Here is a 23,711-nt window from a genome sequence, read left to right as displayed (position 1 = left end):
CGATGCGAATTCTGATACTTGGCGGCACCAGCGAAGCGCGCGCACTGGCGCAGCGCGTCGCCGGAGACGCGGCCTATCAGGCGACGCTGTCGCTGGCCGGCCGCACGCGCAATCCCTGGCTGCCGCCGATCCCGTTTCGCATCGGCGGATTCGGCGGCGTCGATGGCTTGCGCGACTATCTGGCCGCCGAGGCTATCGAGGCCGTGATCGATGCGACGCATCCCTTCGCCCTGCAGATGTCGGACAACGCCCGGCTGGCCTGTGCGACCGCGCAAATTCCGCTGGCCGCGCTGACGCGCCCGGAATGGGAGGCGCAGGCTGGCGACCGCTGGATCGTGGTCGACGATATCGATACCGCAGTCGAGGCATTGGGCGATGCGCCGCGACGCGTGCTGCTGACGCATGGCCGGCTGCGACTCGCGGCCTTCGCGCGCCGGCCGCAGCACGATTATCTGGTTCGTACCATCGACAGGCCGGACGACATCGAGATGCTGCCGCAGCACCGTTTGATCCTGGAGCGCGGGCCGTTCGACGGAGCCAGCGAACTGCGCTTGCTCGAGAATGAGCAGATTGACGTCATCGTCAGCAAGAACAGCGGTGGCGCCGCGACCTATCCGAAGATCGAGGCTGCGCGCGAACTCGGTATTTCCGTGGTGATGATCCGGCGACCAAAAGCCGATGCCGTCGCCGAATGTTTCGACGTCGAGGCGGTGATGGCCTGGCTCGCGGCTCATCGCGCGGCTCCGTAGCTGCGCGGCGTCAGCAGCCACGGCAATTTGTCGCCGCCGCGCGTGATCAGCCGGCTCTCGCTCGAACCAATCATCACCAGCGTGCTCATGTCGATGAGGCCGGGATCGGCATCGGCCAAGGTCGAAAGCGTAAGTCGCTCGTCGGGCCGTCCCACCGCGCGCGCGAAGGCCACCGGCGTGGTGGCGGCCTTGCGGCTTCGCAAAATGTCGAACGCCTCGAAGATGCGCGTCGGTCGCGCTTTCGAGGCGGGGTTGTACAGCGCGATGACGAAGTCGCCGTCGGAGGCGGCGATCAACCGACGCTCGATGATCGACCAGGGCTTCAAATTGTCCGAAAGCGAGATCGCGCAGAAATCATGACCGAGCGGCGCGCCCAGGCGTGCGGCGGCGGCATGCATCGCGCTGATGCCGGGCTGCACCTCAATGTCGAGATCGCGCCAGCCGGGTTCGCCGCTTTCGACCGCTTCCAGTACGGCCGCAGCCATCGCGAACACGCCGGGATCGCCGCCGGACACCACGGCGACGTCGCGGCCCTCGGCTGCGAGTTGGAGCGCATGGCGGGCGCGACGAATCTCATCGCGGTTGTCGCTGGCGTGGTGCTGCTGGTTGTCGCGCAATGCCAGGCGCGCGACATAGGGCGCGTAGCCGACGACATCGGTGACGCGCTCCAGCGTCGCGGTGGCTTCCGGGGTCAGCCAGTGCGCCGGGCCGGGCCCGAGGCCGACGATCTTCAACGAGCCTTGCCTGCTCATGGCCGGCGGCCGTTGCCGGGCACCAGCACCATCGCGAAATAGGGCGCCCTGTCGCCGGTGTGTTCTTTCAGCGGCATCACGATCTCGGCCGCCATCGTGCCGCGCTCGACATAGATCGCGCGCTCCATCAGACCGGCGTCGCGGATCGCGTCGCGCACCTTGGCAAAATTATTGCCGAGCTTCATCACCACGGCGGCGTCGCTCTCGCTGAGGCGTTTGGTCAGTGAAGCTGCGGACAGCGTGCCGGGCAGCACGGTGAGCACGTCGTCGCCCCAGGTGATCGGTGCGCCCGCGGTGGTCCAGCAGCCCGACATGCCGGTGACGCCGGGCACGACGGTTACGGCAAAGCGGTCCTTCAGCCGGATGTAGATGTGCATGAAGGAGCCGTAGAAGAACGGATCGCCTTCGCACAACAGCGCGACGTCGCGTCCGTCCAGCAGATGCGTGGTAATGGCGTCGGCGGCTTCTTCATAGAAAGTGCTGAGCGCAGCGTTATAGGCCGGCTCGGTGAACGGCAGTTCGGTGGTCACCGGATAGTAGAGCGGCAGTTCTTCGGACGACGCCGAGATCCATTGATCGGCGATGCCGCGGGCGTTGCCGCGACGGCCGGCTTTCGCGAAGTAGGCGACGACAGGGGCGGCTTGCAGATGGCGCACGGCCTTCACGGTCAGCAGTTCGGGATCGCCCGGTCCAAGGCCGATGCCATACAGCCGTCCGATGGGCGAAGCGGCGGTCATTCCGCTGCGCTCGCCAGCGCGTTGATGGTCGCCGCCGCCATCGCGCTGCCGCCGCGGCGTCCGCGCACCACGAGGCACGGCACGCGGCCGTCCTCGATCAGGGCTTCCTTGGATTCGGCCGCCCCGATAAACCCGACCGGCATGCCGACGATCGCGACCGGCGGGCTGACGCCTTCGTCGAGCATCTCGAACAGCCGATACAACGCCGTCGGCGCATTGCCGATCACGACGATGCTGCCGGCCAGACGCTCCCGCCACAGCTCCATCGCTGCGGCGGACCGCGTGGTGCCGAGCCTGGCGGCAAGCGCGGGCGTCGAGGGATCGTTCAGCGTGCAGATGACGTCGTTGTTGCGGGGCAACCTGGCCCGCGTGACGCCGTCGGCCAGCATGCGGGAATCGCACAGGATCGGCGCGCCGGCTTCGAGCGCGGTCGCGGCGACGCTGACGGCGCCGGGCGAGAAATGGATATCGCTGGCGACATCGACCATGCCGCAGGCGTGGATGATACGCACGGCAACGCGCTCCTCGATGCCCTGGAAGCGCGCTAGTTCGGCCTCGCTGCGGATCAGCGCAAAGGAGCGCCGGTAGATTTCCGCGCCGTCGCGGACGTAGTCATGGGTGTTCGACAAGCAGGCGTTCCTTGATAGGACGAAGGCGCCGGGACAATTCGGCTTCGACTTCGTCTGGCGACAGATGAACGGCGACTGGCGTATCTGCCGCGGTGCCGTTCTCGATCAGATCGTAACGGCCGGCATGGCCGACCAGCGTGAACTGCGCGCTTGATGCATGCGCGCAGCCTTTGGTGCAACCGGAGACGTGCAGCACGGTGCCGCCCGGCGCGAGGTCCGTGAACAGCTGGCTGAAGCGCGTGGCATCCGGCTGCACCGGCGTGGTGGCGCTGTTGCAGGATGGCGCGCCGGGGCAGGCGGCGACGTGCAGCCTTGCATCATCCGCCTTCAGGATGAAGCCGTCGTCGTGCAATTCGGCCAGCATCGCATCGGCGGCGTCGGCGGAGATGCCGACCACCAGGATCACGCGCCACGGCGTCAGCCGCAATCCGGTCGCACCATGCCGTGACGCCACGGTGGCGAGATGGTCGAGCGCGGCGCTGCCCATCCGGCCGAACGGCAAGGCAACGCCGAGATAGGCCATGCCGGAGATTTCATGACGGCCGATGACATGGCTGATCGCGACGTGGCGATCAGCGGGCGCCGGCGCATCCTGCATCGCCATATCGGCGGCTTCTGCGATCGCCGCGACCCCGAGCGATCGAACGAGATCGCGCATCCGGCGCGCCGGCGTCTGGTTGCGTAGATCGATAAAGGCTTGCGCCAGCCGCGCGGCACAGTCGACCAGTTGCGCCGGCTCGCAGGTGGCGATCGGCAAATCCTCGGCGTCGCCCAGCGCGATCAGGAAGCGCGGGCCTTGCGGCGTGGCGATGGCCGTCAGACGGATATCGGCGCTGACGCCGGTGAGCGGCAACGCGCCGCCGTCGTCGATCAGGAAGCCGAATTTGCCGGGCAGACGGTGCAGCGCGGTGTCGCTCGTCAGCCGCGCCTCCAGCGCTTTGGCGATCGGACGGATGTCGAGCACGGCTGCGGGATCGAGCCCGGCCAGCGGGCTGGCGGTCACATTGCGAACGGTCTCTGCTTCGGCACTGGCATCGAGAATGTGCAACCGTTCGAGCTCAGCGGTGAGGCCGGGCAGGGTGGCTTCGCCGACGCCGCGCAGTTGCAGATTGGCGCGGCTGGAGAGATCGATCAGGCCGTTGCCGAAACGGGTGGCGCAAGCTGCAATGGCGTGGGCGGTGGCGAGGTCGAGAATCCCGCCGGTCAGCCGCAGCCGCACTAGCAGTCCATCTCCGGTAAGCATCGGGCGCAGCGCGCCGGGGCACCAGCCGCGCGGCGCCGGCCGATTGGGTACTCCGCGCGCCAGTGGCGGCGTGAACATTGAAGTTGGTCCTGGGGTGTCGAAACGCTGCACCAGATCGCACCTTGTTTCCCGCCACGCGGTCAGCGCACGGGGCCCCGGCAGCTCGAAATCGCCGGCATTTACGGGCGGAATTGCCGCTCTGTCAATCGATCTGGACAGCCGCGGCGACAGCCGGGCCGTTTGCTTGACATCCCCGGAGGAGTCGGGTCACCGATGGATCGGTAGCGGTCGCTGCGGCACTCAGCCGGGCGCTGCTTGCCTCGATGGAACGACCGATCCCATGCGCTTCAGCTTCATCCACTCGGCCGATCTGCACATCGACAGTCCGCTCGCCGGTCTCGGCCTCAAGGACAAGGCCGTTGCCGAGCGTTTCGCGCAGGCCGGCCGCCGCGCGGTCGAGGCGCTGGTCGCCGAGACGATCCGCAGCGAGGCAAAATTCCTGATCGTCGCCGGCGATATTTTCGATGGCGACTGGCGCGACGTCACTACCGGATTGTTCTTCGTCCGCGCGATCGGCGAACTGCACCGCGCCGGCATCCCGACCATCATGGTCAAGGGCAATCATGATTCGGAAAGCGGCATGTCGCGCTCGCTGAGCTATCCCGACACGGTGCGCTTCTTCTCGTCGCGCAAGGCCGAGACTATCGAGTTGCCGGAGCACCGCGTGGCGCTGCATGGCCGCAGCTTTCCGAACCGTCTGGTGCCGGATGATTTCGTCGAAAGCTATCCGGCGCGCCGCGACGGCTGGCTCAACATCGGCGTGCTGCACACCTCGCTCGAAGGCTCGCGCGACCACAAGAGCTACGCGCCGTGCAGTGTCGCCGACCTGCGCCTGTTCGGTTACGACTATTGGGCGCTTGGCCACGTCCATGATGCGAAGATAGTGAGCGAGGATCCCTGGATCGTCTATCCCGGCAATCTGCAGGGCCGCAGCGTGCGTGAGACCGGCGCCAAGGGCGCGATGCGCGTCACCGTGGAGGATGGCCGTATAATCGCGGTGGAGCCGCTGGTGTTCGACGGTGCGCGCTGGGCGCATGAGACCGTCGATGTGTCGGGGGCCGACCGCGAGACCGACGTGCTGTCGCGGATCGAGGCGGCGCTGGATGCGCTGCACGGCCGCAGCGGCGGCCGCGCGCTGGCGGTGCGCGTCACGCTGTCCGGCGTGACGCCGCTGCATGGGCAATTGATGGCGCGGCGCGAGATGCTGCAGGACGAGGCGCGCGCGGTCGGCTTCCGCATCGCCGGGGATTGCTGGGTCGAGCAGCTCAAGCTGTCGACCATGGCGCCGTCGCGGCCCGCGGCCGCCTTGTCAGCCGCCGAAAGCCTCGACGTCGATGATCTGCTGGCTGCCGTTGCCGCCGATCCCGGCTTTGCGGACGCGCTGGCGGAAACGATGAAAAGTATCACCGACAAGCTGCCGCATGAATTACGAAAGGAACTGGAAGCCGATCCTGCGGCGTTGCAGCGTCTGGCGGACGATGCCCGCGCCTATCTGTCGGGAGCGATGACGTCGTGAGAATCGAAACCCTGACGCTGGAGCGCTACGGCATCTTCACCGACCGCGTGCTGTCGTTCCGGCCCGACGCGCCGCTGCATGTCGTGCTCGGCGCCAACGAGGCGGGCAAGACCTCGGCGCTGTCGGCGATCGGCGACCTGCTGTTCGGCTTCGGCGCGCGCACCGACTATGATTTCAGGCATGACAGCAAGACGCTGCGGATCGGCGGCGCGTTCCGCCATGCCGATGGCCGCACGCTTTCGGTGCGGCGGCGCAAGGGCAACAAGAATACGCTGGTCGATGCCGCCGATCAGCCGCTGCCCGATACGACGCTGGAGCCGTTTCTCGCTGGCATCACCCGCGACATTTTTGCCCGCGAGTTCGGCCTCACCGCGGAAGCGCTGCGACTTGGCGGCAATGAGTTGCTGCATGCCGGCGGCAGCCTCGCGGAAACCCTCGCGGCGGGATCGGCCGGCATGACGGCGCTGTCGCGCGTCCGCGATCGCCTGAAGAACGAGGCGGACGAGCTGTTCACGCCGCGCAAATCCGCCAGCCGACCGTTTTATGTCGCGGCCGATCGCCATGAAGCCGCCGAACGCGCGCTGCGCGACGCTGTGGTGACGCGCGAGGCGCTGGAGGATGTCGAGAAGGCCGTGACCGAAGCCGGCACGCGGCTCGACGCGCTGAAGGCCGAGCACGCGGCCTCCGGCAGCAACCTCGCACGCTGGCAGCGCACCTTGCGGGTTCGCTCCAAACTGGCGCGGCTCGACAGCGTGGCGCAGGAGTTGGCCGATCTGGCCGACATGCCGGAGGTCCCGGCACAGGTGATCGGGCCGTGGCGCGAGGCGCTGGCGGCCGATGCCGTGCTGAGCGATGACCTGGCCGCGCTCGATGCGGCGGACGCCGCCGACCACGACGCGATGGAAGACATGTCGGTCGACGAGGCAACGTTGGCCGCCGCGCCAGCTATCGATGCGCTGCGCGAGCGGCTCGGCGCCGTGCGCAAGGCGATGGAGGACCTGCCGCGCCGCCGCGAGGCGCGCCGCGCCGCGCAGGAGCAGCTCGACGCCGCCGCACATCGCCTCGGCCTGCCGTCGCATGTCGAATTGCTGGAGCGGTTGCCGACCGATCCAGCACTGGCCGCGGTCAAGGAACTGATCGAGCGCACCCGCCGCGCCGAGCAGGGCAGGGCCGAGGCGGAAGCCAAGCGCGCCCGCGTACTGCACGATATCGAAGGCCTCGCCGACGCCGCCGGCGCCCCGGCCGCGATCAGCGATCCCGAAGCCGCCCGGCAGCGGCTCGAAGCGCTGTCCGAACTTCCGACCCATGCCGACCGGCTGCGCCGCGAAACCTCGGCGCTGGCGATCGAGAAGAACAATCTGTCGGCACTGGCGACCGCGCTCGATCCGCGCGCCGGCGATATCGCCGACCTCGCGGGCCTGCCGCTGCCGGACCAAGCCAGCGTTGTGGCGCATGCCCGCGCGGCCGAATTGGCCGAGGCTGACCTCCGCAAGCTTGAAGACGCGAGAGCCATGGCCGACGCCGCGATCGAGGCGGCGGAGACGGAACTGCGGCGCCTGTCGGGCGATGGTACGGTTTCGACGCGCGGAGATTTGACCCTTGCGCGCAGCGCGCGCGACGCTGAGCTACAATCGCTGCAGAGCGTGTTGGACGGCGACGCCACCGAGCGCCGCCGTCTCTTCGGCGATGTCGAGCGTGCTTCGCAGAAAATCGACACGATCACCGACCGACTATTGACAGACACCGACCGCGCCGCGCGCCGCGAGGCGATGCAAGAGCGCCTCGATCAGAGCCGCCGCGAGCGCGACCGCGTGACTGCTGCGCTTGCCGCGTTGCAGCTGCGTCGCGCAGAAGCCGAGGCGGCGTGGCGCTCGCTGTGGCAATCGTCGGGCCTGCTGCCGCGCCGCCCGGCGGAGATGCTGCGCTGGCGCGAGCGCGTCGATCAATTGATCGGCCGGATCGGCCGGCTGGAAGAACAGCAGGCCGAACTTGACGCGCTCGCCGCGGCGCAGGAAGCGGGCAAGACTGCCGTGATCGCGCTGCTGGAGGCCATGGGCCGCGCGCCCGACCGCTCGCTGCCGGCTGACATTTTGTATCGTGAGGCGCGCAGCCGGCTCGACGAGCTGCAAAAGGCCTGGACCGATGCGCGCGCCCGCGCCGTAGCAAGGCAACGCGCCGAGCGCGATCTCGCCGAAGCGCAGCGCGCGCAAGATCAGGCGACCGCCGTGCTGGCCGAACAGGCCGGGCTGTGGCCCGCGGCGCTGGCCCCGATCGGTCTGCGCAAGGAGGCCTCGCCGGCCGAGGCCGAGGCCGCGCTGGCGGTCTGGCGATCTGTTCCGATGCCAAAATTGAGCTTCGAGCGCGAGGGTCGCAGCGTCGAGACCATCGAGGCCGACCTCCTTGCGTTTGATCGCGACGCGGCCGAATTGGCGGGGCGCCTGATGTCGGAGGCCGCAGGCGCTTCGGCGCAGGAATCGCTGGCGCGGCTGACCGGGCGCCTCGCCGAGACCCGGAGCGCGGCGGATGCCTGTCACCGCCTGCGCGAGGCGATGGCCCGGCGCGCGACGCAGCGCAAAGCCGCGATGAGCCGACGCCAGAGCGTAACGATGATGTTGGACGACGCCCGCGCCGCATTCGGCGCCGCCGATCTTGCCGCCCTTGTGGTGGCGATCGAGCGGTTGGCGCGTCGCCATGCGCTACAGACCGAAGGCGCGGCTTTGCGGCGCGAACTGCCGGAGATTGCCGACGGTCAGGATGAAGAGTTTCTGCGGGCCGAACAGCTCGGCCTCGACCTCGACGCCTTACCCAGTGAGATCGCGCGGGAAACCGTCCGGCAGAACGAAGTGCTGAAAGATTTCGAGCGCACTGCCGCCGAACTGCACCAGAAGCAGCGCGACTTCGAGGCGCTGGTGAAGGGGCGCGACGCGGCCGCTGCGGCGGCCGAACGTGCCGAATCGGCGGTCGAGCTTGTCTCCGTCGCGGAGCGCTGGTTGTTGCGCAGTGCGGCGGCCAAGCTGGCGTCCCTGGCGATCGAGCGGCACCGCGCGATGGTGCAGGACCCGCTGATCGAGCAGGCCAGCCGGCTGTTCGCGCTGGCAACGGGGCAGGCCTTTGCCGGGCTTGGCGTCGATTACGGCGAAGACGACCACCCGGTGCTGGTCGCGGTCCGCGCCGACGGCGAGCGCGTCGGCACCGGTGGCCTCAGCGAGGGCTCGCGCGACCAGCTGTTCCTGGCGCTACGGCTGGCGCTCTTGGAGCGGCGCACGCACCAGCCGCTGCCCTTCATCGGCGACGACTTGCTCACCAGCTTCGACGAGGCGCGCACGGTGGCGACGCTGTCGCTGCTGGCCGAGGCTGGCCGGCAGCGCCAGATCATCGTCTTCACGCACCACCAGCACGTCGCTGATCTCGCCAACGCCATCGACGGTCACGCGATCGACGTGATGCGGCTGTGAGCGTCACATCGCCAAGAACGAGCGGTTCCAGGTCGGGCTGATCAGCACTTCGTTGATGCAGACATGCGGCGGCATGCCGGCGATGAAGGCGATGGTGCGGCCGAGATCGGCGGGCTGCAGCATCCGCGCCATCACCTCGTCGCTGGGTGGCACCGGGCGGTTCTTCATGATCGGGGTGGCGACCTCGCCGGGCGACAGGCAGCAGGCGCGCAGGCCGTTGACGCATTCGTCCATGTTGAAGGAATGCGTCAGCGCCAGCACCGCATGCTTGGTCGCCGTATAGGCCGGGCCGGTCATCTTGGAGACGATGCGCCCGGCCCAGGACGCCACGTTGATGATGCAGCCGTCCTGCTGCGCGCGCATCGCCGGCAGCACCGCGCGCATGCAATACATCACGCCGTTGAGGTTGATATCGACGATCTCGTCCCAGCCGTCCTGCGTCACGTCGGCCCAACTGCGCTTCGGGACGTTGATTCCGGCGCTGTTGACCAACAGGTCGATGCGGCCGTGTCTGGCAAGAATCGCCTGTGCCACCTTGCCAACGTCGTCGGCATTGCTAACGTCGAGCGCCATCGCTTCCACTGGCCTGCCGTTGCGGCCGAGCTCGTCGGCGACGCCCTGCAGTACGTCGGCACGGCGGCCGGAAATGATCACGGTCCAGCCGTCGGCCAGCAGTGCTTCGGCGCCAGCGCGGCCGATCCCGGTGCCGCCGCCGGTCACCCAGGCGATCTTCTTGGTAGCGTCGTTCACGATAGTCTCCCTGATGGTTTCTTGATTCACCAGGGCAGTGTCGAATATCTAGAGCGCGGACGCCAGCCTCGGCGTGGCCGAGCTGTGGAGCTGGACCGGAGCGGCGAGGGCATTGCCCATCGATGCGGCGAGAAAGCCGCCGACCCGCTCCCGGCTCATCGGCTTGCCGAAATGGTAGCCCTGCATGAAGCGACAGCCCTGGCCGTGAAGAAATTCCGCCTGTTCGGCGGTCTCGACGCCTTCGACGATACATTCGAGTCCCAGGTTCCGGCACAGCCCGATGATCGTCGTTAGGATCAGGCGGGACGCGGTGTCGTACTCGATTTCGCTGATGAAGCTGCGGTCGATCTTGACCTTGTCGAGCGGCAATTCGCGGATACAGCTGAGGCTGGAGTAGCCGGTGCCGAAATCGTCGAGCGAGATGCGGGCGCCCAGTCGTTTCAACACGTTCAGTGCGATCGTGGCTTCGGCCATGTTGTGCATTACCGCGGTTTCGGTGATCTCGAAGTCGATCCGGCTGGGGTCAATGCCGCTGTGCTCCACGACGGAGATGATCTTCAGGATCGACAGCGGCGAGGCGATATCCAGCCTCGACAAATTGAAAGAGACGCGCATGTCGTCCGGCCAGGCCGCGGCACCCTCCAGGACCTTGCGCAGCAGCAGCGGTGTCAGCTGGCCGATCAGGCCCAGTCGCTCGGCGGCGACGATGAAGCTCATCGGGGGCACGTTGCCGAGCACCGGGCTGTTCCAGCGCGCCAGCGCCTCGAAGCTGACCGCCTCCGCACTGGAGCCATCGACGATGGGCTGATAGGCCACCCACAATTCGGATTCGAGATCGGCATTGAGCAGTGCCTGGTCGATCAGGCTGGCCTCGCGGATCGTGTTCTCGTGCTCGGCGGAAAAGCCGACCACGGTGCCGCGGCCGTGCTTCTTGGCGAAGAACAGGGCGTAGTCGGCGCGCTCGAACAGTTCGTCGGCGGTTCTCGCCGTGGTGGGATATTCGGCATAGCCGATCGTGCATCCGATCTTGACGATGACGCCGTCGAACTCGAACGGGACCATGAAAACCGCTGCCAGTTCGTCGCCGGCGTCCGCTGCCGTGTCAGGCGTTCTCAGGGGGGGAGCGATCATGACGAACTCATCGCCGCCGAGGCGGCCGAGAAACATGCTGGGGTGCAGGTGCGCGCGCAGACGGTCGCCCACGCTCCGCAGCAGCCGGTCCCCTGCGGGATGGCCGTGAACGTCGTTGATCTGCTTGAATCCGTCGAGATCGAGGATCGCGACGACAAGGCTGGTCGTGTCGCTCGCGGCGATCTGCTGGTTCAACTCGCTGAAGAAGCACCGGCGGTTGGGCAGCCCGGTAAGGCTGTCGATGTTGGAGTTGCGGAAATTGATGTCGCTCATCGCCTGCAACTCGGCCTGCCTGGATCGCAAGGCGTCCTCGGAAATGACACGCTTTTCGAAGTCGGCGTAGTTGGTGAGCAGCATGAACGTCACCGCGACCGAGACGATGAAGAAATTGATGGCGATCAACACCAGGATGACATGTCCGCTCGACAGCAGGAACACGGTGAACGGGATGACTACCAGGGTCATGACCAGCAGCGCCGCCGGTCGCAGGTGCATCAGGCAGAACCCGCAGCCGATCACGGTGGCGCCGGTAAAGAAAATCACCTGACCCTGCATATAGGCGTCGCCATAGGGGAACAGCCAGATGCTCCAGCTGACGAAACCGATCCCGAGAAGTCCGGCAAGCACGATGGTGCTTCGCAGCCGCCGGATCGCCTGATTCACGCTGGCGGTTCGACCATGCGAAAGCCACCACATCGCCATCCGCATCAGGCAGATCGCGTCGAGGCAGCCCGGCAGGTACAAGGTCAGCCAGTCCGGAGCCTTGCCGTAATGGGTGATCGCGACCGCCACGGTGTTGAAGACCACCAGGGCATACATGATCGGGACCTGCCGGCTGAATGCCGCCAGTTTGGCCTGCAACAGCTCGGGATTGCCGCTTGGCACGAGAACTGCGCTCTGTAGATAGTCGATAGTCGTGCGTAGCATTCTGCTATTCCGGTATCAGCGTTTCTCCTTTCATGCGTATTCGTGAATGCTTAACGGACACTTCTCGCCGTCACTAGTTATGCCTGCAGCGCAAGGCATACTTGCAAAGTCAGGCGCCGGACATTCGACTTCTGACCTTCAGATCGCATCGTTAGTGTGTGGTAAGTACGTTGGCACCTGAGGAACCAGATTTATGGTATTGAAGAACCGCTGGCAGGCGTCTCTGCTATGCAGCAGCGCCATGGACCCGGCCCAGTGATATGTACGATTTACGATATAGCGGGTCGCGTTGTGCATTCGAGAGTCTAACTTTCTCCCAGCAAATCCCGTCGTCTCTTTTCGGATTCTTCAGCATAACGTCGCAAAACATGGGCCTCGGTGAGCACGCCGATCACGCGACCGCGGTCCAGCGTGTCGAGCACGGCGAGCGACTCCGCTTCGGCACGGTCGAAGGCGGCGACCGCTTCCTGCACATTCCAGTTAGGCAGCAGCGTGAAGCCGCGACTGCGCAGGATCTGGCGCAGGGTGTCGTCGGGCTGGTTCTCCGGTGCATGTGCATCGGCGACCAGCACGATGCCGGCATAGCGTTCGTCGGCATCGATGGCGATCACCTGGGTCTTTGACCCCAGCGGAAACGTCTCGCGGAATTGCGCGATGCTGAGATCGGCATTCACCGTCGTCATGTCGGCGCGCATCATGCTGCGCACGGTGAGGTCGCGGATCCAGCCGACATCGGCGGCGCTGCGGATGGTCTCGCCGCGCAGATGCAAGCGCCAGGTCGCAAACGAATAGCCGAACAGCTCACGCGTGGTCTGCGTCGAGACGATCACTGCAATCAGCACGGCGGTGGTCAGCCACAAATTGCCGGTCGCCTCCAGCGCGATGAAGGTCATGGTCAGCGGGCCGCCGATGACCGCCGCCGACAGGGCGCTCATGCCGATCACCGCGTAAACGCTGATGTCGAGGTTCAAGGTCGGCAGCAGCGCGTTGGCGCCCGCGGCAAACAGATGGCCGCCGATCGCGCCCAGCAGCAAGGATGCGAAGAACAGACCGCCGCGAAAGCCGGAGCCGAGCGAGATGATCGAGGCCACCGTCTTCAGTGCGAACAGGGTGACCAACGCCGTGATTGGCGCGGTCATGCCGCTGTTGACATGCAGCGCGCCATGGCCGGAGGACAGTACTTCCGGCGTCACCAGCGCCAGCAGTCCAACCAGCAGGCCGCCGAGCGCGGGACGCAGCGGCGGCCACAACCTGATCTTTTGCAGCAGCGTGTCGCATTGCGCCACGCCGCGCATGATCCCGATGCCGAACAATGCGGCGATTAGCCCGAGCAGGGCCGCGACCGCGAGATCCTGGCCGGTGACCTCGCCGATCTGGCTGACGGAGATGCCGAGCGACAGCGGCGAGAACGCCCGCGTCGTCGCAAAGCCGGCGACGGCTGCGACGCCGATCGGTGTCAGGCTGGCGGCCGTATAACCGCCGATGATCAGCTCGAAGGCATAGAATGCGCCGGCCAATGGTGCCCCGAACGCGCCGGCGATGGCGGCGGCGGCGCCGCAGCCGACCATGATGCGCTGGTCGCTGCGCCGCAGATGCAGCGCGCGGCCGATCGAGGAGGCGACCCCGGAGGCGATCTGGGTGTATCCGGCCTCAAGCCCGACCGAGCCGCCGACGCCGCTCGACCACACCGTCTGCAGCGCCACGATGAGGCTGCCGCGGAACGACATGGCGCCGCCATGCAGCGCGTTGGCCTCGATCGGATCGATCTCGCGGCCGGGCCGCCAGCGCAGCAGAAGCAGCAAGGCGATACCGAGCAGCAGTCCGCCGAGCATCGGCACCAGGATGGCGCGGACCGGATCGATCCAGGTCTGGCTCGACAGGCGTTCGCCGGGCAGCAGGTTGAACAAAACGATGTGCATCATATTGACGGCACCACTCATCAAAGCCACCAGCATGCCGGCGATGCTGCCGATCAGGGCTGCGACGACGACCAGGCTGGTCTCGCGCGCCCGAACAAAGGTGCGCAGCCAGCGCGGCGCCTTGAGGTGGGATTCCGAACTGGGCATGGCGGAGGACTATGGGCGTGAGGGCAGGGAGCATGGTGACGTTGCACGATGCGTTGTACGTAACACGCACTGCGCAGGCTACCGGCAAAAGCGGGTAGGCCTATGCGAGGGATGTTGTTCGCAGCCGATAATGGTATGTCCTGGCTTCCATCCAGATGCGGCGGCCCCATGATCCACATCAGTTCCCTCAGCGGCCTTCCCGACGTGGCCGCCTCGCTCGGTCCGTTCGACATGCTGACGCTGCTGTCGCCCAGCGCCGAGGCGCGGGACTGGAGCGGGTTTTCGCAGGTGCGCCATCTCCGTCTTGCCTTTCACGACATCACGGTGCTGACGCCGGACCTGATTGCGCCGGATAAGGGGGTGCTGCAGGCGATCCTCGATTTCGGCCGCGATGGCCTGGCGGAGCGCTCGCTGCTGATCCACTGCTGGGCCGGGATCAGCCGCTCCAGCGCCGCCGCCTATGTGATCGCCTGCGACCGCAATCCGGGATTCGAGGACGAGATCGCCGACGAATTGCGACGCCGGTCGCCTGTCGTGACGCCGAACAAATTGATGGTGCATCTCGCGGACGAGCTGCTCGGCCGCGAGGGCAAGATGATCGACGCCATCGCTCGTATCGGCCGCGGCGCCGATGCGTTTGAAGGCGCGCCGTATCAATTGCCGCTGCAGTGGCCGTTGTCGTAGCCAGGATGGAGCGAAGCGCAATCCGGGGAAGCGCGTTTCAACGAGATCGTCGGCCCCGGATTTCGCAAGGGCTCATCCGGGCTACGGATCACCTCATCGCCGCGACGACACCCAGCAGAAATCCGATCTCGAACACCTGCTCGACCGCACCGAGCACGTCGCCGGTGTAGCCGCCGAGCATGTGGCGCGACCAGCGCGTGAGAACGAATGCCAGCGCCGCGCCGCACAGCAGCCCGACCAGAACGGCGGAGAGCGAAATCAACGCCAGCGGCAGCATTGCGAGCAGCACGACGACAAGCGCGAACCGTAATTCGCCGGAGCGTACCGGCGCTTCTGCGTAGCTGACTTTCATCGCCGCGGTGTTGCCGGCATAGCGCAGGCGGTTCATTACGAAGGCCGGCGCCGCGCGCGCCGCCGCATGGGCTGCGATCAGCGCTGCCGGACCCGCCCACATCGGCATGTCGGAAATCGCCGCGACGCGCAGCGCGACGCCAAGGCCGAGCGCCAGCGCGCCGTAGCTGCCGATCCGGCTGTCTTTCATGATCGCCATCCGCTTCTCGATCGTCCAGCCGCCGCCGAACGCGTCGGCGGTGTCGGCAAGGCCGTCCTCGTGCAGTGCGCTGGTGAGAATGATGCTGGCGGAGATTGCGAGCAGGGCGGCGATCACCGGGCTGACAAACTCGTTGGCGATCAGCAGTATCAGCGCCGATACAAGGCCGATGCCCAAGCCGACCACGGGAAAATACTTCATCGCCCGCGCCAGCCAGTCCGGCGCCGTCGCGCTCGCGGTGTCGCGCACCCGCACGATGGTGAGAAACCGGATCGCGTCGAGCAGCGAGTCGGGCAGGCGCATCAGATGTTTCCTGCGAGCACGTCCTGGAGATCGGCGACATCGGTGATCAGCCGTGCCGCCGCGCGCACCAATGGCACCGCCAGCATCGCGCCGGTGCCCTCGCCGAGCCGCAGGCCGAGGTCGAGCAGCGGCGTCGCGTCCAGCGCCGCCAGCGCGATGTCGTGGCCGCGTTCGGCCGAGCGGTGCGCGAACACGCAATAGCCGCGCGCTTCCGGGCACAGCCGGATCGCCAGCAGCGCCGCCGCGGTGGTGATGAAGCCATCGACGATCACCGGGCGGCGCTGCGACGCCGCACCCAGCACCGCGCCGGCCAGCATGGCGATCTCCAGCCCGCCGAACTCGCTGAGCACGTCGAGCGGCGCGGTGGCCTGGCTGCGCGCCGCGGCCTTGTGGATAGCGGCGCGCTTGCGTGCCATGCCGATATCGTCTTGTCCGGCGCCGACGCCGATGCAGTCGTCAAGGTCGGCCGGCGCCAGGCGATGCAGCAGCAGCGCGGAGGAGGCGGTGTTGCCGATTCCCATCTCGCCCAGCGCGACGATGTCGGCGCCGTTCCTGATCTCGCCGACCGCGATGCGGGCGCCGCGCGTCAGCGCGTCGGCCGCCTCCTGGGCCGTCATCGCCGGCTCGCGCGCGGCATTGGCCGTACCCAGGCGGATCTTGGCGTCGATCAACTGTGGGTGATGCGGCAACTCGGCCGCGACGCCGGAATCGACGACGCGGATCTCGACCCGGCTGGCGGTGGCGAAGGCATTGGCGGTGGCGCGGCCGGCCAGATAGGTCATCACCATCCCGACCGTCACCGCAGCGGGAAATTGCGAGACGCCTTCCTCGACCAGCCCGTGATCCGCGGCGAAAATCAGCAGCACCGCATTGTCGCCGCGCGGCTCGCCGGGATGCCGGATCTGGCCGAGCTGCAGCGCGAGTTCCTCGATTCGCCCGAGCGATCCCGGCGGCTTGGCCTTGCCGTCGATTCGCGCGCGGATCCCGGCCTCAGTCGCCGGATCGAGGGCGGCAATGGCGGGGGGCTGCCAGACAGGCTGGGAATCGGCGGTCATCATTCTGTTCCTTTACGCGACCCACCTGACGCAACACCGGCCGGCAGGTCAACCAAGGTTGACCCCAACGACCTCGCCCGGTAGCGTTGCGAATGATGGTCCTTCCGCGTGGAAGGTGAATAGGGAAGCCGGTGCGGGCGTTCGCGCTCTACTCCGGCGCTGCCCCCGCAACTGTAAGCGACGAGTCCTCGCCGGTGCCACTGGGAATGTCCCGGGAAGGCGGATGAGGGCAATGACCCGCGAGCCAGGAGACCTGCCATCGAAAACTGTGCTTTGGAGGCGTCGTCGGGGCGGGGTGCACCGGACGGGAGCGAGTTGACGGTCATGCCGTCGACGCGACCCAACAAAGCTCGCGGCCCCTTTGAGGGCACGATGGTGAGCCTATGATGGATCGCGACCCCGCCGATATTTTTGGCGAAACCTTGCTGGCCGAACCGCCGCGCGCACATGCGCCGGCCGGTTGCGTCGTGGTCAGCGTTTGTATCACCTGCAAATCTGCCGACGGCAACGCGGTGATCGGCCCGGAAATGTTCGACGCCGTGAAGGCGGCCTTGGGCGAGACGGAGGCCCGCGTGATGGTGCGGCCGGTGCAGTGCCTCGGTGTCTGCAAGCGGCCGGCGACGGTCGCCGTCACCAGTCCGGACGGCTACACTTTCCTGTTCGGCGACCTGCAGACCGAAACCGGCACCGCGGCGCTCTTGTCCTTCGTGCAGTCCTACCAGAAATCCGACTACGGCCTGGTGCCGTGGCGCGAGCGCGCCGACGTGCTGCGCAAGGGCATGGTGGCACGGGTGCCGCCGATGCGCTGGTCGCCCGATGACGGGCGCGCGCCGAAATGAGCGCGCTGGTCACCACACTGGTGCTGGGCGGCGCGCGGTCGGGCAAGTCGGCCTTTGCCGAGGCGCTGATCCACGACAGCAATTTTACCCGCGTGTACCTTGCCACGGCGACGCCCGGCGATGACGAGATGGCCGCGCGTATCGCGCAGCACCGCAAGCAGCGCGGCGACGGCTGGATTACCGTCGAGGAACCGCTGGCGCTGATCGATGCGCTGACCCGCGAGGCGACGCGCGGCCGCGCCGTGCTGGTCGATTGCCTGACGCTGTGGCTGTCCAACCTGATGTTCGCCGACCGCGACCCGGAAGTCGAAGCGCGCCGGCTGGTGCGCTTTCTCGGCGTGGCGCGCTATCCGATCGTGTTCGTCTCCAACGAAGTCGGCATGGGCCTGGTACCGGAGACGCCGCTCGGCCGCGCCTTCCGCGACGCCCAGGGCCGGCTCAACCAGATCGTCGCAGCGGCCGTGCCGCAAGTCGCCTTCATCGCAGCCGGGCTTCCGCTCTGGCTGAAAAATTCCCAGGAGTAATTCATGTCCCGCGTTCCCGTTACCGTCCTCACCGGCTTTCTCGGCGCCGGCAAGACCACGCTGCTGCGATCCTTGCTGACGCAGGCCGACGGCCGCCGCATCGCCGTGATCGTCAATGAATTCGGCGATGCCGGCTTCGACGGTGGCCTCGTCGAGGAATGCGCGGCCAATGCCTGCGCGCCTGGCGATATCGTCGAACTCACCAATGGCTGCATCTGCTGCACCGTGGCCGACGATTTCATCCCGACCATGGACAAATTGCTGTCGCGCGACATCCCGCTGGATGCGATTGTGATCGAGACATCGGGCCTCGCTTTGCCGCAGCCGCTGCTGAAGGCCTTTGCCTGGCCGGCGGTGAAGACCCGCGCCACCGTCGACGGCGTCGTCACCGTGGTCGATGCGCTGGCGCTATCGGAAGGCCGCGTCACGCTGGATGAGGATGCGGTCGCCGCTCAACGCGCTGCCGACGAAGGCATCGAGCATGATGATCCGATCGAGGAAGTGTTCGAGGACCAACTTGCTTGCGCCGATCTCGTCGTGCTGTCGAAGAGCGATCTGGTAACGGCCGAGCAGCTCGTTGAGATCGAGACCAAGCTGAAAGCTGTGCTGCGGCCCGGCGTCACCATCGTGCGCTCGAAGGGCGAGCTTGCGCCCGCGGTGCTGATCGGCCTCAACGCCGCCGCTGAGGACGACATGGCGGCGCGCGCCGGCCATCACGGCGAGGAGGAAGAGCACGACCACGATGATTTCGACAGCATCGTGGTGTTGCCCTCGGCCGCAGCGAGCGTCGATGCGATGCGCGCGCGCGTCAGCGAGGCTTTAGGCTTCGAGGGCGTATTGCGCGTCAAGGGCCACGCGCGGATCGCCGACAAGGCTGCGCCGATCGTCGTGCAGGCCGTCGGCAGCCGCGTCGAGCTGGCCTTCGCGCGCCCCGACGTGAAGCAGGCCGAGCATCTGGTGGTGATCGGGCTAAAGGGATTTGACGGCGACGCGGTGCGAAGGGCGTTGGCGTAGCGCTGTCGCCACCCTCCCCATTGCGGGGAGGGTGGCGCGTTGTGAGCGAAGCGAGCAAACGCGCCGGGTGGGGTAGCCACAAGCTCAGGAGCCAGCGGCTACCCCCGGCCTCCGCTTCGCTGCGGCCGACCCTCCCCGCAAGGGGGAGGGGCGGCCAATGGCTGTTGTGATAAACATTTGAATTGACCGCATGCACTTAAAGCTCGATCCCACTGGCGGCATTGACGACGGCGACGTCGCCCGCGATCTCGGGCAGGACACCGCCGACATCGTCGTGCTGTCGGCGGCCGACAGCGATCTGGCGTCGTTTCACGCCGCGCATGCGATGCTGCCGAAAGACTTCCCCAGCCTGCGGCTGACCAACCTGCTGGCGCTCGGCCATCCTGCCTCGGTCGATCTCTATGTCGAGCGCACGCTGGCGAAAGCCAGGATCGTCGTGCTGCGCATGCTCGGCGGCATCGGCTACTGGCCGCACGGTGTCGAGAGCCTGCGCTCTGATGCGCTGGCGCGCGGCGCGCAATTCATCTGCATCCCCGGCGAAATGTACTGGAACGCCGAACTCGCCGCACGCGGCACGGTCAACGATGAGACCACACAGGCGATGTGGCGCTATTGCAGCGAGGGCGGCGTCGACAATGCCCGGCTGGCGCTGCAACTCGCGGCGCACCAGATCGGCCATGGCGAGGCGCCGATGGCGGCGCGGCCGATGCCGTCGGCCGGCTTCTGGCCGAGCGAGCCGGTGCCGGACCATCGCCCCAACGCCGTCGTGATCTTCTACCGCGCGATCGTCGCCGGCGGCGACACCGCGGCGATCGGTGCGTTACGGCTGGCGCTCGAAGCGCGCGGGCTGAACGCCGTCTGCCTCTATGTCACCAGCCTGAAGGACGAGCGCTCCGCAGCCTTCCTGCGCGCCGCGCTTGCCGCGCATCCGGCCGATATCATCGTCAACGCCACGGCGTTCGCCACCGCCACCGCGCATGACGACGCCGGCGTGCTTTCGGCCTCGGGCTGTCCGATCCTGCAGGTCGCGCAGGCCGGCACCTCGCGCGCCGCCTGGGAGGCCTCGACCCGCGGGCTAACGCCGCGCGACCTCGCGATGCATGTCGTGCTGCCGGAGGTCGACGGCCGCATCTTCGCCAACGTGATTGCCTTCAAGGAACGCGGCGACAGCGATGGCGGTTTTGCGCCGGTGACGTTCCAGCCGGTGCCGGACCGCATCGACGCCACGGCCGATCTCGCCCACGCCTGGATCCGGCTACGCCGCGCCGAAGTACCCGAGCGACGGATTGCGCTGATCCTCGCCAACTATCCGAACCGCGACGGCCGGATCGCCAATGGCGTCGGCCTCGACACGCCGCAGAGCCTGATCGACGTGTTGGCGGCGATGCTCAGCGCCGGTTACGCGATCGATGAGGCACCGCTCGACGCCGCGGCGATGATGGGGCTGCTGCAACAGGGGCCGACCAATGCGCTGGCCGATCGTGCCGATCGCCGCGGCGGCGTGACGTGGTCGTTGGCCGACTATACGACCGCGTTTGCGACGCTGCCGCACACTGTGCGGCTGGCGGTCGAGGCGCGCTGGGGCATTGCCGACAGCGATCCGCATATCGTGGACGGCGCGTTCCGGCTGGGCCTGCATCGCTTCGGCAACGTGGTCGTCGGCGTGCAACCGGCGCGCGGCTACAATATCGATCCGAAGAGCACCTATCACGATCCCGACCTGGTGCCGCCGCATCATTATCTCGCGTTTTATCTCTGGCTCCGTCGCGAATTCGATACGCATGCCGTCGTGCATCTCGGCAAGCACGGCAATCTCGAATGGCTGCCGGGCAAGAGCGCCGGGCTATCCGCCGACTGTCTGCCGGACGCGGTGCTGGGCCCGCTGCCGCATCTCTATCCGTTCATCGTCAACGATCCGGGCGAAGGCATCCAGGCCAAGCGCCGCGGCTCTGCCGTGATCATCGACCATCTGACTCCGCCGATGACGCGCGCCGAACTGCACGACGATCTGGCGCGGCTGGAAAACCTGGTCGACGAATATGCGCTGGCGGCGGATCTCGATCCCAAGCGCGCGGGGGTGATCGCCGAGGATATTCTCTCGATGGCGCGGGCGCAGCGACTCGATGCCGATGTCAACGTGACGCGCGACACGCCGACCGGGGAGGCGTTGCGCGCGCTGGACGCGCATCTCTGCGACCTCAAGGAAATGCAGATCCGCGACGGCCTGCACATCTTCGGCCGCACGCCGCAGGACGCGGCGCGCAACGACCTGCTGGTCTCGATTGCTCGCCTGCCGCGCTCGGAGAGCAAGCCGCAGGATGCCTCGTTGCACCGCGCGATCGCCGGGGATCTGGGACTGGGCGCGTTCGATCCGCTGACGCGGGAATTGGCGGAGGATTACACCGGCCCACGCCCTGCCGTTCTAGCCGACATCAGCGAAGCGCTGTGGCGCACGACCGGAGATACGGTGGAGCGCATCGAAATGCTGGCTTTGCAGCTGGTCGCGAACGAAGCCGCTGCAGGCGAGGCCGCATTGTTAGGCGACGAATTTCTCACCACGTCGTCCCCGCGTAAGCGGGGACCCATAACCTCCGAAGCAGAAACTTTAACGAGGTTACTGCCACCGAGCGAGACGACGCCGACAGCGGCTATGGGTCCCCGCTTTCGCGGGGACCACGCGGAGTGTGTGATTTCTTCTGAGCGTTGGCCCGCAACATCCTCCGTGCTCGCCTGGATTTCTTCCACCCTCCGTCCTGCCATCGACGCGTCAGGCGCTGCCGAGATGTCGGCGTTTCTCGCCGGCCTCGATGGCCGTTTCATCCGGCCCGGTCCGTCCGGCGCGCCGACGCGCGGGCGGCCCGACGTGCTGCCCACGGGCCGCAACTTCTTCGCCGTCGATGTCCGCGCCGTGCCGACGCCGTCGGCGTGGCGGATCGGGCAGCTCGCGGCCGAGCGGCTGGTCGAAGCCTATTGGCAGGAGGCCGGCGAATGGCCGCGCGCGATCGCGCTGTCGGCCTGGGGCACCGCCAACATGCGTACCGGCGGCGATGACGTAGCGCAGGCGCTGGCGCTGATCGGCGCGCGGCCCGTGTGGGAAGACACTTCAGGCCGCGTCACCGGTTTTGCTATCACGCCGCTGTCGGAGCTGAAGCGCCCGCGCGTCGATGTCACGTTTCGCGTGTCCGGCCTGTTCCGCGATGCGTTCCCGACGCAGATGGACATCATTGGCTCGGCGGTCGCGGCGATCGCGCTGCTGAACGAACCTGACGAGGCCAATCCGATCGCGGCCAACGTTCGCACCCGTGCGCTCGCGCTGCAGGCCGGCGGTGCCAGCGCCGACATCGCACGCGAGCAGGCGACGCGGCGGGTGTTCGGCTCCAAGCCCGGCGCCTATGGCGCGGGACTGCAGGCGCTGATGGACGAGGGCGGCTGGGAAAAGCGCGGCGATCTCGCCGAGGTCTATCTCGACTGGGGCGGCTATGCCTATGGCAGCGGCACTGAGGGCGAGGCCGCGCGCGGCGAATTCGCCGAACAGCTCAAGGGGATCGATCTTGTCGCCCAGACGCAGGACAATCGCGAGCACGATATTCTGGATTCTGACGACTACTACCAGTTCATCGGAGGGCTTGCCGCCACCGTGCAGACCCTGCGCGGATCGGCGCCGCGGGTCAGCCATATCGACACCTCGCGCCCGGAGGCGCCGGTCGCGCGGCCGCTGTCTCACGAAATTTCCCGCGTGGTACGCGGCCGCGCCGCCAATCCGAAATGGATCGCCGGCGTGATGCGGCACGGCTACAAGGGCGCGTTCGAGATCGCCGCCACGGTGGACTACCTGTTCGGCTTTGCCGCCTCTACCGATGCGGTTGCCAACCACCATTTCGACCAGTTGTTTTCCGCCTATCTGGAGAACGACGACGTCCGCGACTTCATGCAAGACGCCAACCCGGAGGCGTTGCGCGAGACGGCCGCGCGCTTCACCGAGGCGATCCGCCGCGGAATGTGGACGCCGCGCTCCAACCGTGCCGCCGATCTGCTCGCCGAACTGACGCACAAGGAAATCGCATGACCGACGATGCCCACGACGACCAAGAGAATGCGAAGCACAAGCTCAAGGCGGCCAAGCACAAGGCCGCGCGCGACAAGATCATGGCCGGCAAGATCGGCGAGAAGGGCCTCTTGATCGTCCACACCGGCACCGGCAAGGGAAAGACCTCCGCCGCGCTCGGCATGGTGTTCCGTCATATCGGTCACGACATGCCGGTGGCGGTGGTGCAGTTCACCAAGTCGCCGGCCTGGGACACCGGCGAGGCGCGGCTCTTGGCCAGATTTCCCGAACTGGTGACGCTGCACATCATGGGCGAAGGCTTTACCTGGGAGACCCAAGACCGCGAGCGCGACATCGCCGCCGCGACCAAGGGCTGGGAGCGCGCCAAGGAACTGATCCGCGACGATCGCCACAACATGGTGCTGCTCGATGAGCTCAACATCGTGCTGCGCTACGACTATCTCGATTTGCAGGAGGTGCTGACCTTCCTGCGCGACGAGAAGCCGGCCGACAAGCACGTCGTCATCACCGGCCGCAACGCCAAGCCGGAGCTGATCGAGATGGCGGATCTGGTCACCGAAATGACGCTCATCAAGCACCCGTTCCGTGCCGGCGTGAAGGGCCAGAAGGGCGTGGAGTTTTGATGCAGCCCCTCACCGTCATTCCGGGGCGCTCCACAGCG

General features: G+C 67.1%; 18 protein-coding genes and 1 riboswitch. Of the genes, 9 read left to right on the top strand and 9 right to left on the bottom strand.

The annotated features are described in order from the left end of the window. Positions 1–2: 2 nt before the first annotated feature. Positions 3–749 carry a cobalt-precorrin-6A reductase gene (locus tag FNL56_RS21375; RefSeq protein ID WP_143582331.1) on the top strand — a complete coding sequence of 249 codons (747 nt, stop codon included), beginning with the start codon at positions 3–5 and terminating at the stop codon, positions 747–749. Here FNL56_RS21375 and cobJ read toward each other — a convergent pair. Genes cobJ through cobG form a run of 4 tightly spaced genes read right to left on the bottom strand, consistent with a single transcriptional unit; the run spans position 731 to position 4,188 of the window. Further along, complete coding sequence (cobJ, locus tag FNL56_RS21370; RefSeq protein ID WP_143574925.1) at positions 731–1,501, bottom strand: precorrin-3B C(17)-methyltransferase; 771 nt, start codon at positions 1,499–1,501, stop codon at positions 731–733. The two genes, FNL56_RS21375 and cobJ, sit on opposite strands and share 19 nt — an antisense overlap. Then, on the bottom strand, positions 1,498–2,238 hold the full coding sequence (locus FNL56_RS21365; protein ID WP_143574924.1) for a precorrin-2 C(20)-methyltransferase: 741 nt from the start codon (positions 2,236–2,238) through the stop codon (positions 1,498–1,500). The genes cobJ and FNL56_RS21365 overlap by 4 nt, the downstream gene beginning before the upstream one ends. Then, positions 2,235–2,867, bottom strand: coding sequence for a precorrin-8X methylmutase (locus tag FNL56_RS21360; protein ID WP_143578251.1), 633 nt, complete (start codon positions 2,865–2,867; stop codon positions 2,235–2,237). Before FNL56_RS21360 ends, FNL56_RS21365 begins: the two co-directional genes overlap by 4 nt. Then, the gene (gene cobG, locus FNL56_RS21355) at positions 2,851–4,188 is read right to left on the bottom strand and encodes a precorrin-3B synthase (protein WP_143574922.1); all 1,338 of its coding nucleotides are present in this window, start codon (positions 4,186–4,188) and stop codon (positions 2,851–2,853) included. The genes FNL56_RS21360 and cobG overlap by 17 nt, the downstream gene beginning before the upstream one ends. 262 nt (positions 4,189–4,450) lie before the next feature. On the opposite strand from cobG, the gene FNL56_RS21350 reads away from it, so the two are divergent. Beyond that, a complete protein-coding gene (locus FNL56_RS21350) occupies positions 4,451–5,686 on the top strand; it encodes a metallophosphoesterase family protein (protein ID WP_143574921.1) in 1,236 nt (411 codons plus the stop codon). Next, a complete protein-coding gene (locus FNL56_RS21345; RefSeq protein ID WP_143582330.1) occupies positions 5,683–9,141 on the top strand; it encodes an ATP-binding protein in 3,459 nt (1,152 codons plus the stop codon). The genes FNL56_RS21350 and FNL56_RS21345 overlap by 4 nt, the downstream gene beginning before the upstream one ends. Positions 9,142–9,144: 3 nt before the next feature. On the opposite strand, the gene FNL56_RS21340 is transcribed toward FNL56_RS21345, so the two are convergent. The 3 genes from FNL56_RS21340 to FNL56_RS21330 all read right to left on the bottom strand — a co-directional run bounded on the left by FNL56_RS21340 (position 9,145) and on the right by FNL56_RS21330 (position 14,015). Further along, a complete protein-coding gene (locus FNL56_RS21340) occupies positions 9,145–9,891 on the bottom strand; it encodes an SDR family oxidoreductase (RefSeq protein ID WP_143574919.1) in 747 nt (248 codons plus the stop codon). Between the two features lie 48 nt (positions 9,892–9,939). Then, positions 9,940–11,949 (bottom strand): putative bifunctional diguanylate cyclase/phosphodiesterase, encoded by a 2,010-nt coding sequence (locus FNL56_RS21335; RefSeq protein ID WP_143582329.1) that lies wholly within the window; start codon positions 11,947–11,949, stop codon positions 9,940–9,942. Positions 11,950–12,254: 305 nt separating this feature from the next. Beyond that, positions 12,255–14,015 carry a chloride channel protein gene (locus FNL56_RS21330; protein ID WP_143574917.1) on the bottom strand — a complete coding sequence of 587 codons (1,761 nt, stop codon included), beginning with the start codon at positions 14,013–14,015 and terminating at the stop codon, positions 12,255–12,257. 168 nt (positions 14,016–14,183) lie between these two features. Here FNL56_RS21330 and FNL56_RS21325 point away from each other — a divergent pair, with 168 nt between their 5' ends. Continuing rightward, the gene (locus FNL56_RS21325; RefSeq protein ID WP_143574916.1) at positions 14,184–14,699 is read left to right on the top strand and encodes a tyrosine phosphatase family protein; all 516 of its coding nucleotides are present in this window, start codon (positions 14,184–14,186) and stop codon (positions 14,697–14,699) included. Positions 14,700–14,787: 88 nt separating this feature from the next. Here the strand turns inward: FNL56_RS21325 and FNL56_RS21320 are convergent, their stop codons facing one another. Then, the gene (locus FNL56_RS21320) at positions 14,788–15,552 is read right to left on the bottom strand and encodes an adenosylcobinamide-GDP ribazoletransferase (protein WP_143574915.1); all 765 of its coding nucleotides are present in this window, start codon (positions 15,550–15,552) and stop codon (positions 14,788–14,790) included. Further along, positions 15,552–16,607, bottom strand: a complete 1,056-nt coding sequence (gene cobT, locus FNL56_RS21315; RefSeq protein ID WP_246660750.1) for a nicotinate-nucleotide--dimethylbenzimidazole phosphoribosyltransferase — start codon at positions 16,605–16,607, stop codon at positions 15,552–15,554. Before cobT ends, FNL56_RS21320 begins: the two co-directional genes overlap by 1 nt. A 79-nt stretch (positions 16,608–16,686) precedes the next feature. Beyond that, a riboswitch (cobalamin riboswitch) is annotated at positions 16,687–16,882 on the top strand. A gap of 111 nt (positions 16,883–16,993) precedes the next feature. Between cobT and FNL56_RS21310 the strand changes: the two genes are divergently transcribed. The 5 genes from FNL56_RS21310 (at position 16,994) to cobO (ending at position 23,673) form a co-directional block, all read left to right on the top strand. Continuing rightward, a complete protein-coding gene (locus FNL56_RS21310) occupies positions 16,994–17,446 on the top strand; it encodes a DUF1636 domain-containing protein (RefSeq protein ID WP_246660749.1) in 453 nt (150 codons plus the stop codon). Then, positions 17,443–17,970, top strand: a complete 528-nt coding sequence (gene cobU, locus FNL56_RS21305; protein ID WP_143574912.1) for a bifunctional adenosylcobinamide kinase/adenosylcobinamide-phosphate guanylyltransferase — start codon at positions 17,443–17,445, stop codon at positions 17,968–17,970. Before FNL56_RS21310 ends, cobU begins: the two co-directional genes overlap by 4 nt. 3 nt (positions 17,971–17,973) lie before the next feature. Then, entirely contained in the window at positions 17,974–18,984 is a 1,011-nt protein-coding gene (cobW, locus tag FNL56_RS21300; protein WP_143574911.1) for a cobalamin biosynthesis protein CobW, read from the top strand. Positions 18,985–19,174: 190 nt separating this feature from the next. Further along, on the top strand, positions 19,175–23,050 hold the full coding sequence (cobN, locus tag FNL56_RS21295) for a cobaltochelatase subunit CobN (RefSeq protein ID WP_143574910.1): 3,876 nt from the start codon (positions 19,175–19,177) through the stop codon (positions 23,048–23,050). Beyond that, a complete protein-coding gene (gene cobO / locus FNL56_RS21290) occupies positions 23,047–23,673 on the top strand; it encodes a cob(I)yrinic acid a,c-diamide adenosyltransferase (protein WP_143574909.1) in 627 nt (208 codons plus the stop codon). The genes cobN and cobO overlap by 4 nt, the downstream gene beginning before the upstream one ends. The last annotated feature ends 38 nt before the right edge of the window (positions 23,674–23,711 follow it).

It is taken from the genome of Tardiphaga sp. vice304 (genome assembly GCF_007018905.1).
In the GTDB taxonomy this organism is placed as follows: Bacteria; Pseudomonadota; Alphaproteobacteria; order Rhizobiales; family Xanthobacteraceae; genus Tardiphaga.
This window is presented reverse-complemented; position numbering and strand designations above follow the sequence as displayed.

What these genes read in the sequence shown, in the direction of transcription:
- FNL56_RS21375 (WP_143582331.1), top strand. Translation starts at nt 3, where the DNA reads ATGCGAATTCTGATACTTGGCGGCACCAGCGAAGCGCGCGCACTGGCG.
- cobJ (WP_143574925.1), bottom strand. Translation starts at nt 1,501, where the DNA reads ATGAGCAGGCAAGGCTCGTTGAAGATCGTCGGCCTCGGGCCCGGCCCG.
- FNL56_RS21365 (WP_143574924.1), bottom strand. Translation starts at nt 2,238, where the DNA reads ATGACCGCCGCTTCGCCCATCGGACGGCTGTATGGCATCGGCCTTGGA.
- cobG (WP_143574922.1), bottom strand. Translation starts at nt 4,188, where the DNA reads ATGTTCACGCCGCCACTGGCGCGCGGAGTACCCAATCGGCCGGCGCCG.
- FNL56_RS21350 (WP_143574921.1), top strand. Translation starts at nt 4,451, where the DNA reads ATGCGCTTCAGCTTCATCCACTCGGCCGATCTGCACATCGACAGTCCG.
- FNL56_RS21335 (WP_143582329.1), bottom strand. Translation starts at nt 11,949, where the DNA reads ATGCTACGCACGACTATCGACTATCTACAGAGCGCAGTTCTCGTGCCA.
- FNL56_RS21330 (WP_143574917.1), bottom strand. Translation starts at nt 14,015, where the DNA reads ATGCCCAGTTCGGAATCCCACCTCAAGGCGCCGCGCTGGCTGCGCACC.
- FNL56_RS21325 (WP_143574916.1), top strand. Translation starts at nt 14,184, where the DNA reads ATGATCCACATCAGTTCCCTCAGCGGCCTTCCCGACGTGGCCGCCTCG.
- FNL56_RS21320 (WP_143574915.1), bottom strand. Translation starts at nt 15,552, where the DNA reads ATGCGCCTGCCCGACTCGCTGCTCGACGCGATCCGGTTTCTCACCATC.
- cobT (WP_246660750.1), bottom strand. Translation starts at nt 16,607, where the DNA reads ATGACCGCCGATTCCCAGCCTGTCTGGCAGCCCCCCGCCATTGCCGCC.
- FNL56_RS21310 (WP_246660749.1), top strand. Translation starts at nt 16,994, where the DNA reads ATGGATCGCGACCCCGCCGATATTTTTGGCGAAACCTTGCTGGCCGAA.
- cobU (WP_143574912.1), top strand. Translation starts at nt 17,443, where the DNA reads ATGAGCGCGCTGGTCACCACACTGGTGCTGGGCGGCGCGCGGTCGGGC.
- cobW (WP_143574911.1), top strand. Translation starts at nt 17,974, where the DNA reads ATGTCCCGCGTTCCCGTTACCGTCCTCACCGGCTTTCTCGGCGCCGGC.
- cobN (WP_143574910.1), top strand. Translation starts at nt 19,175, where the DNA reads ATGCACTTAAAGCTCGATCCCACTGGCGGCATTGACGACGGCGACGTC.
- cobO (WP_143574909.1), top strand. Translation starts at nt 23,047, where the DNA reads ATGACCGACGATGCCCACGACGACCAAGAGAATGCGAAGCACAAGCTC.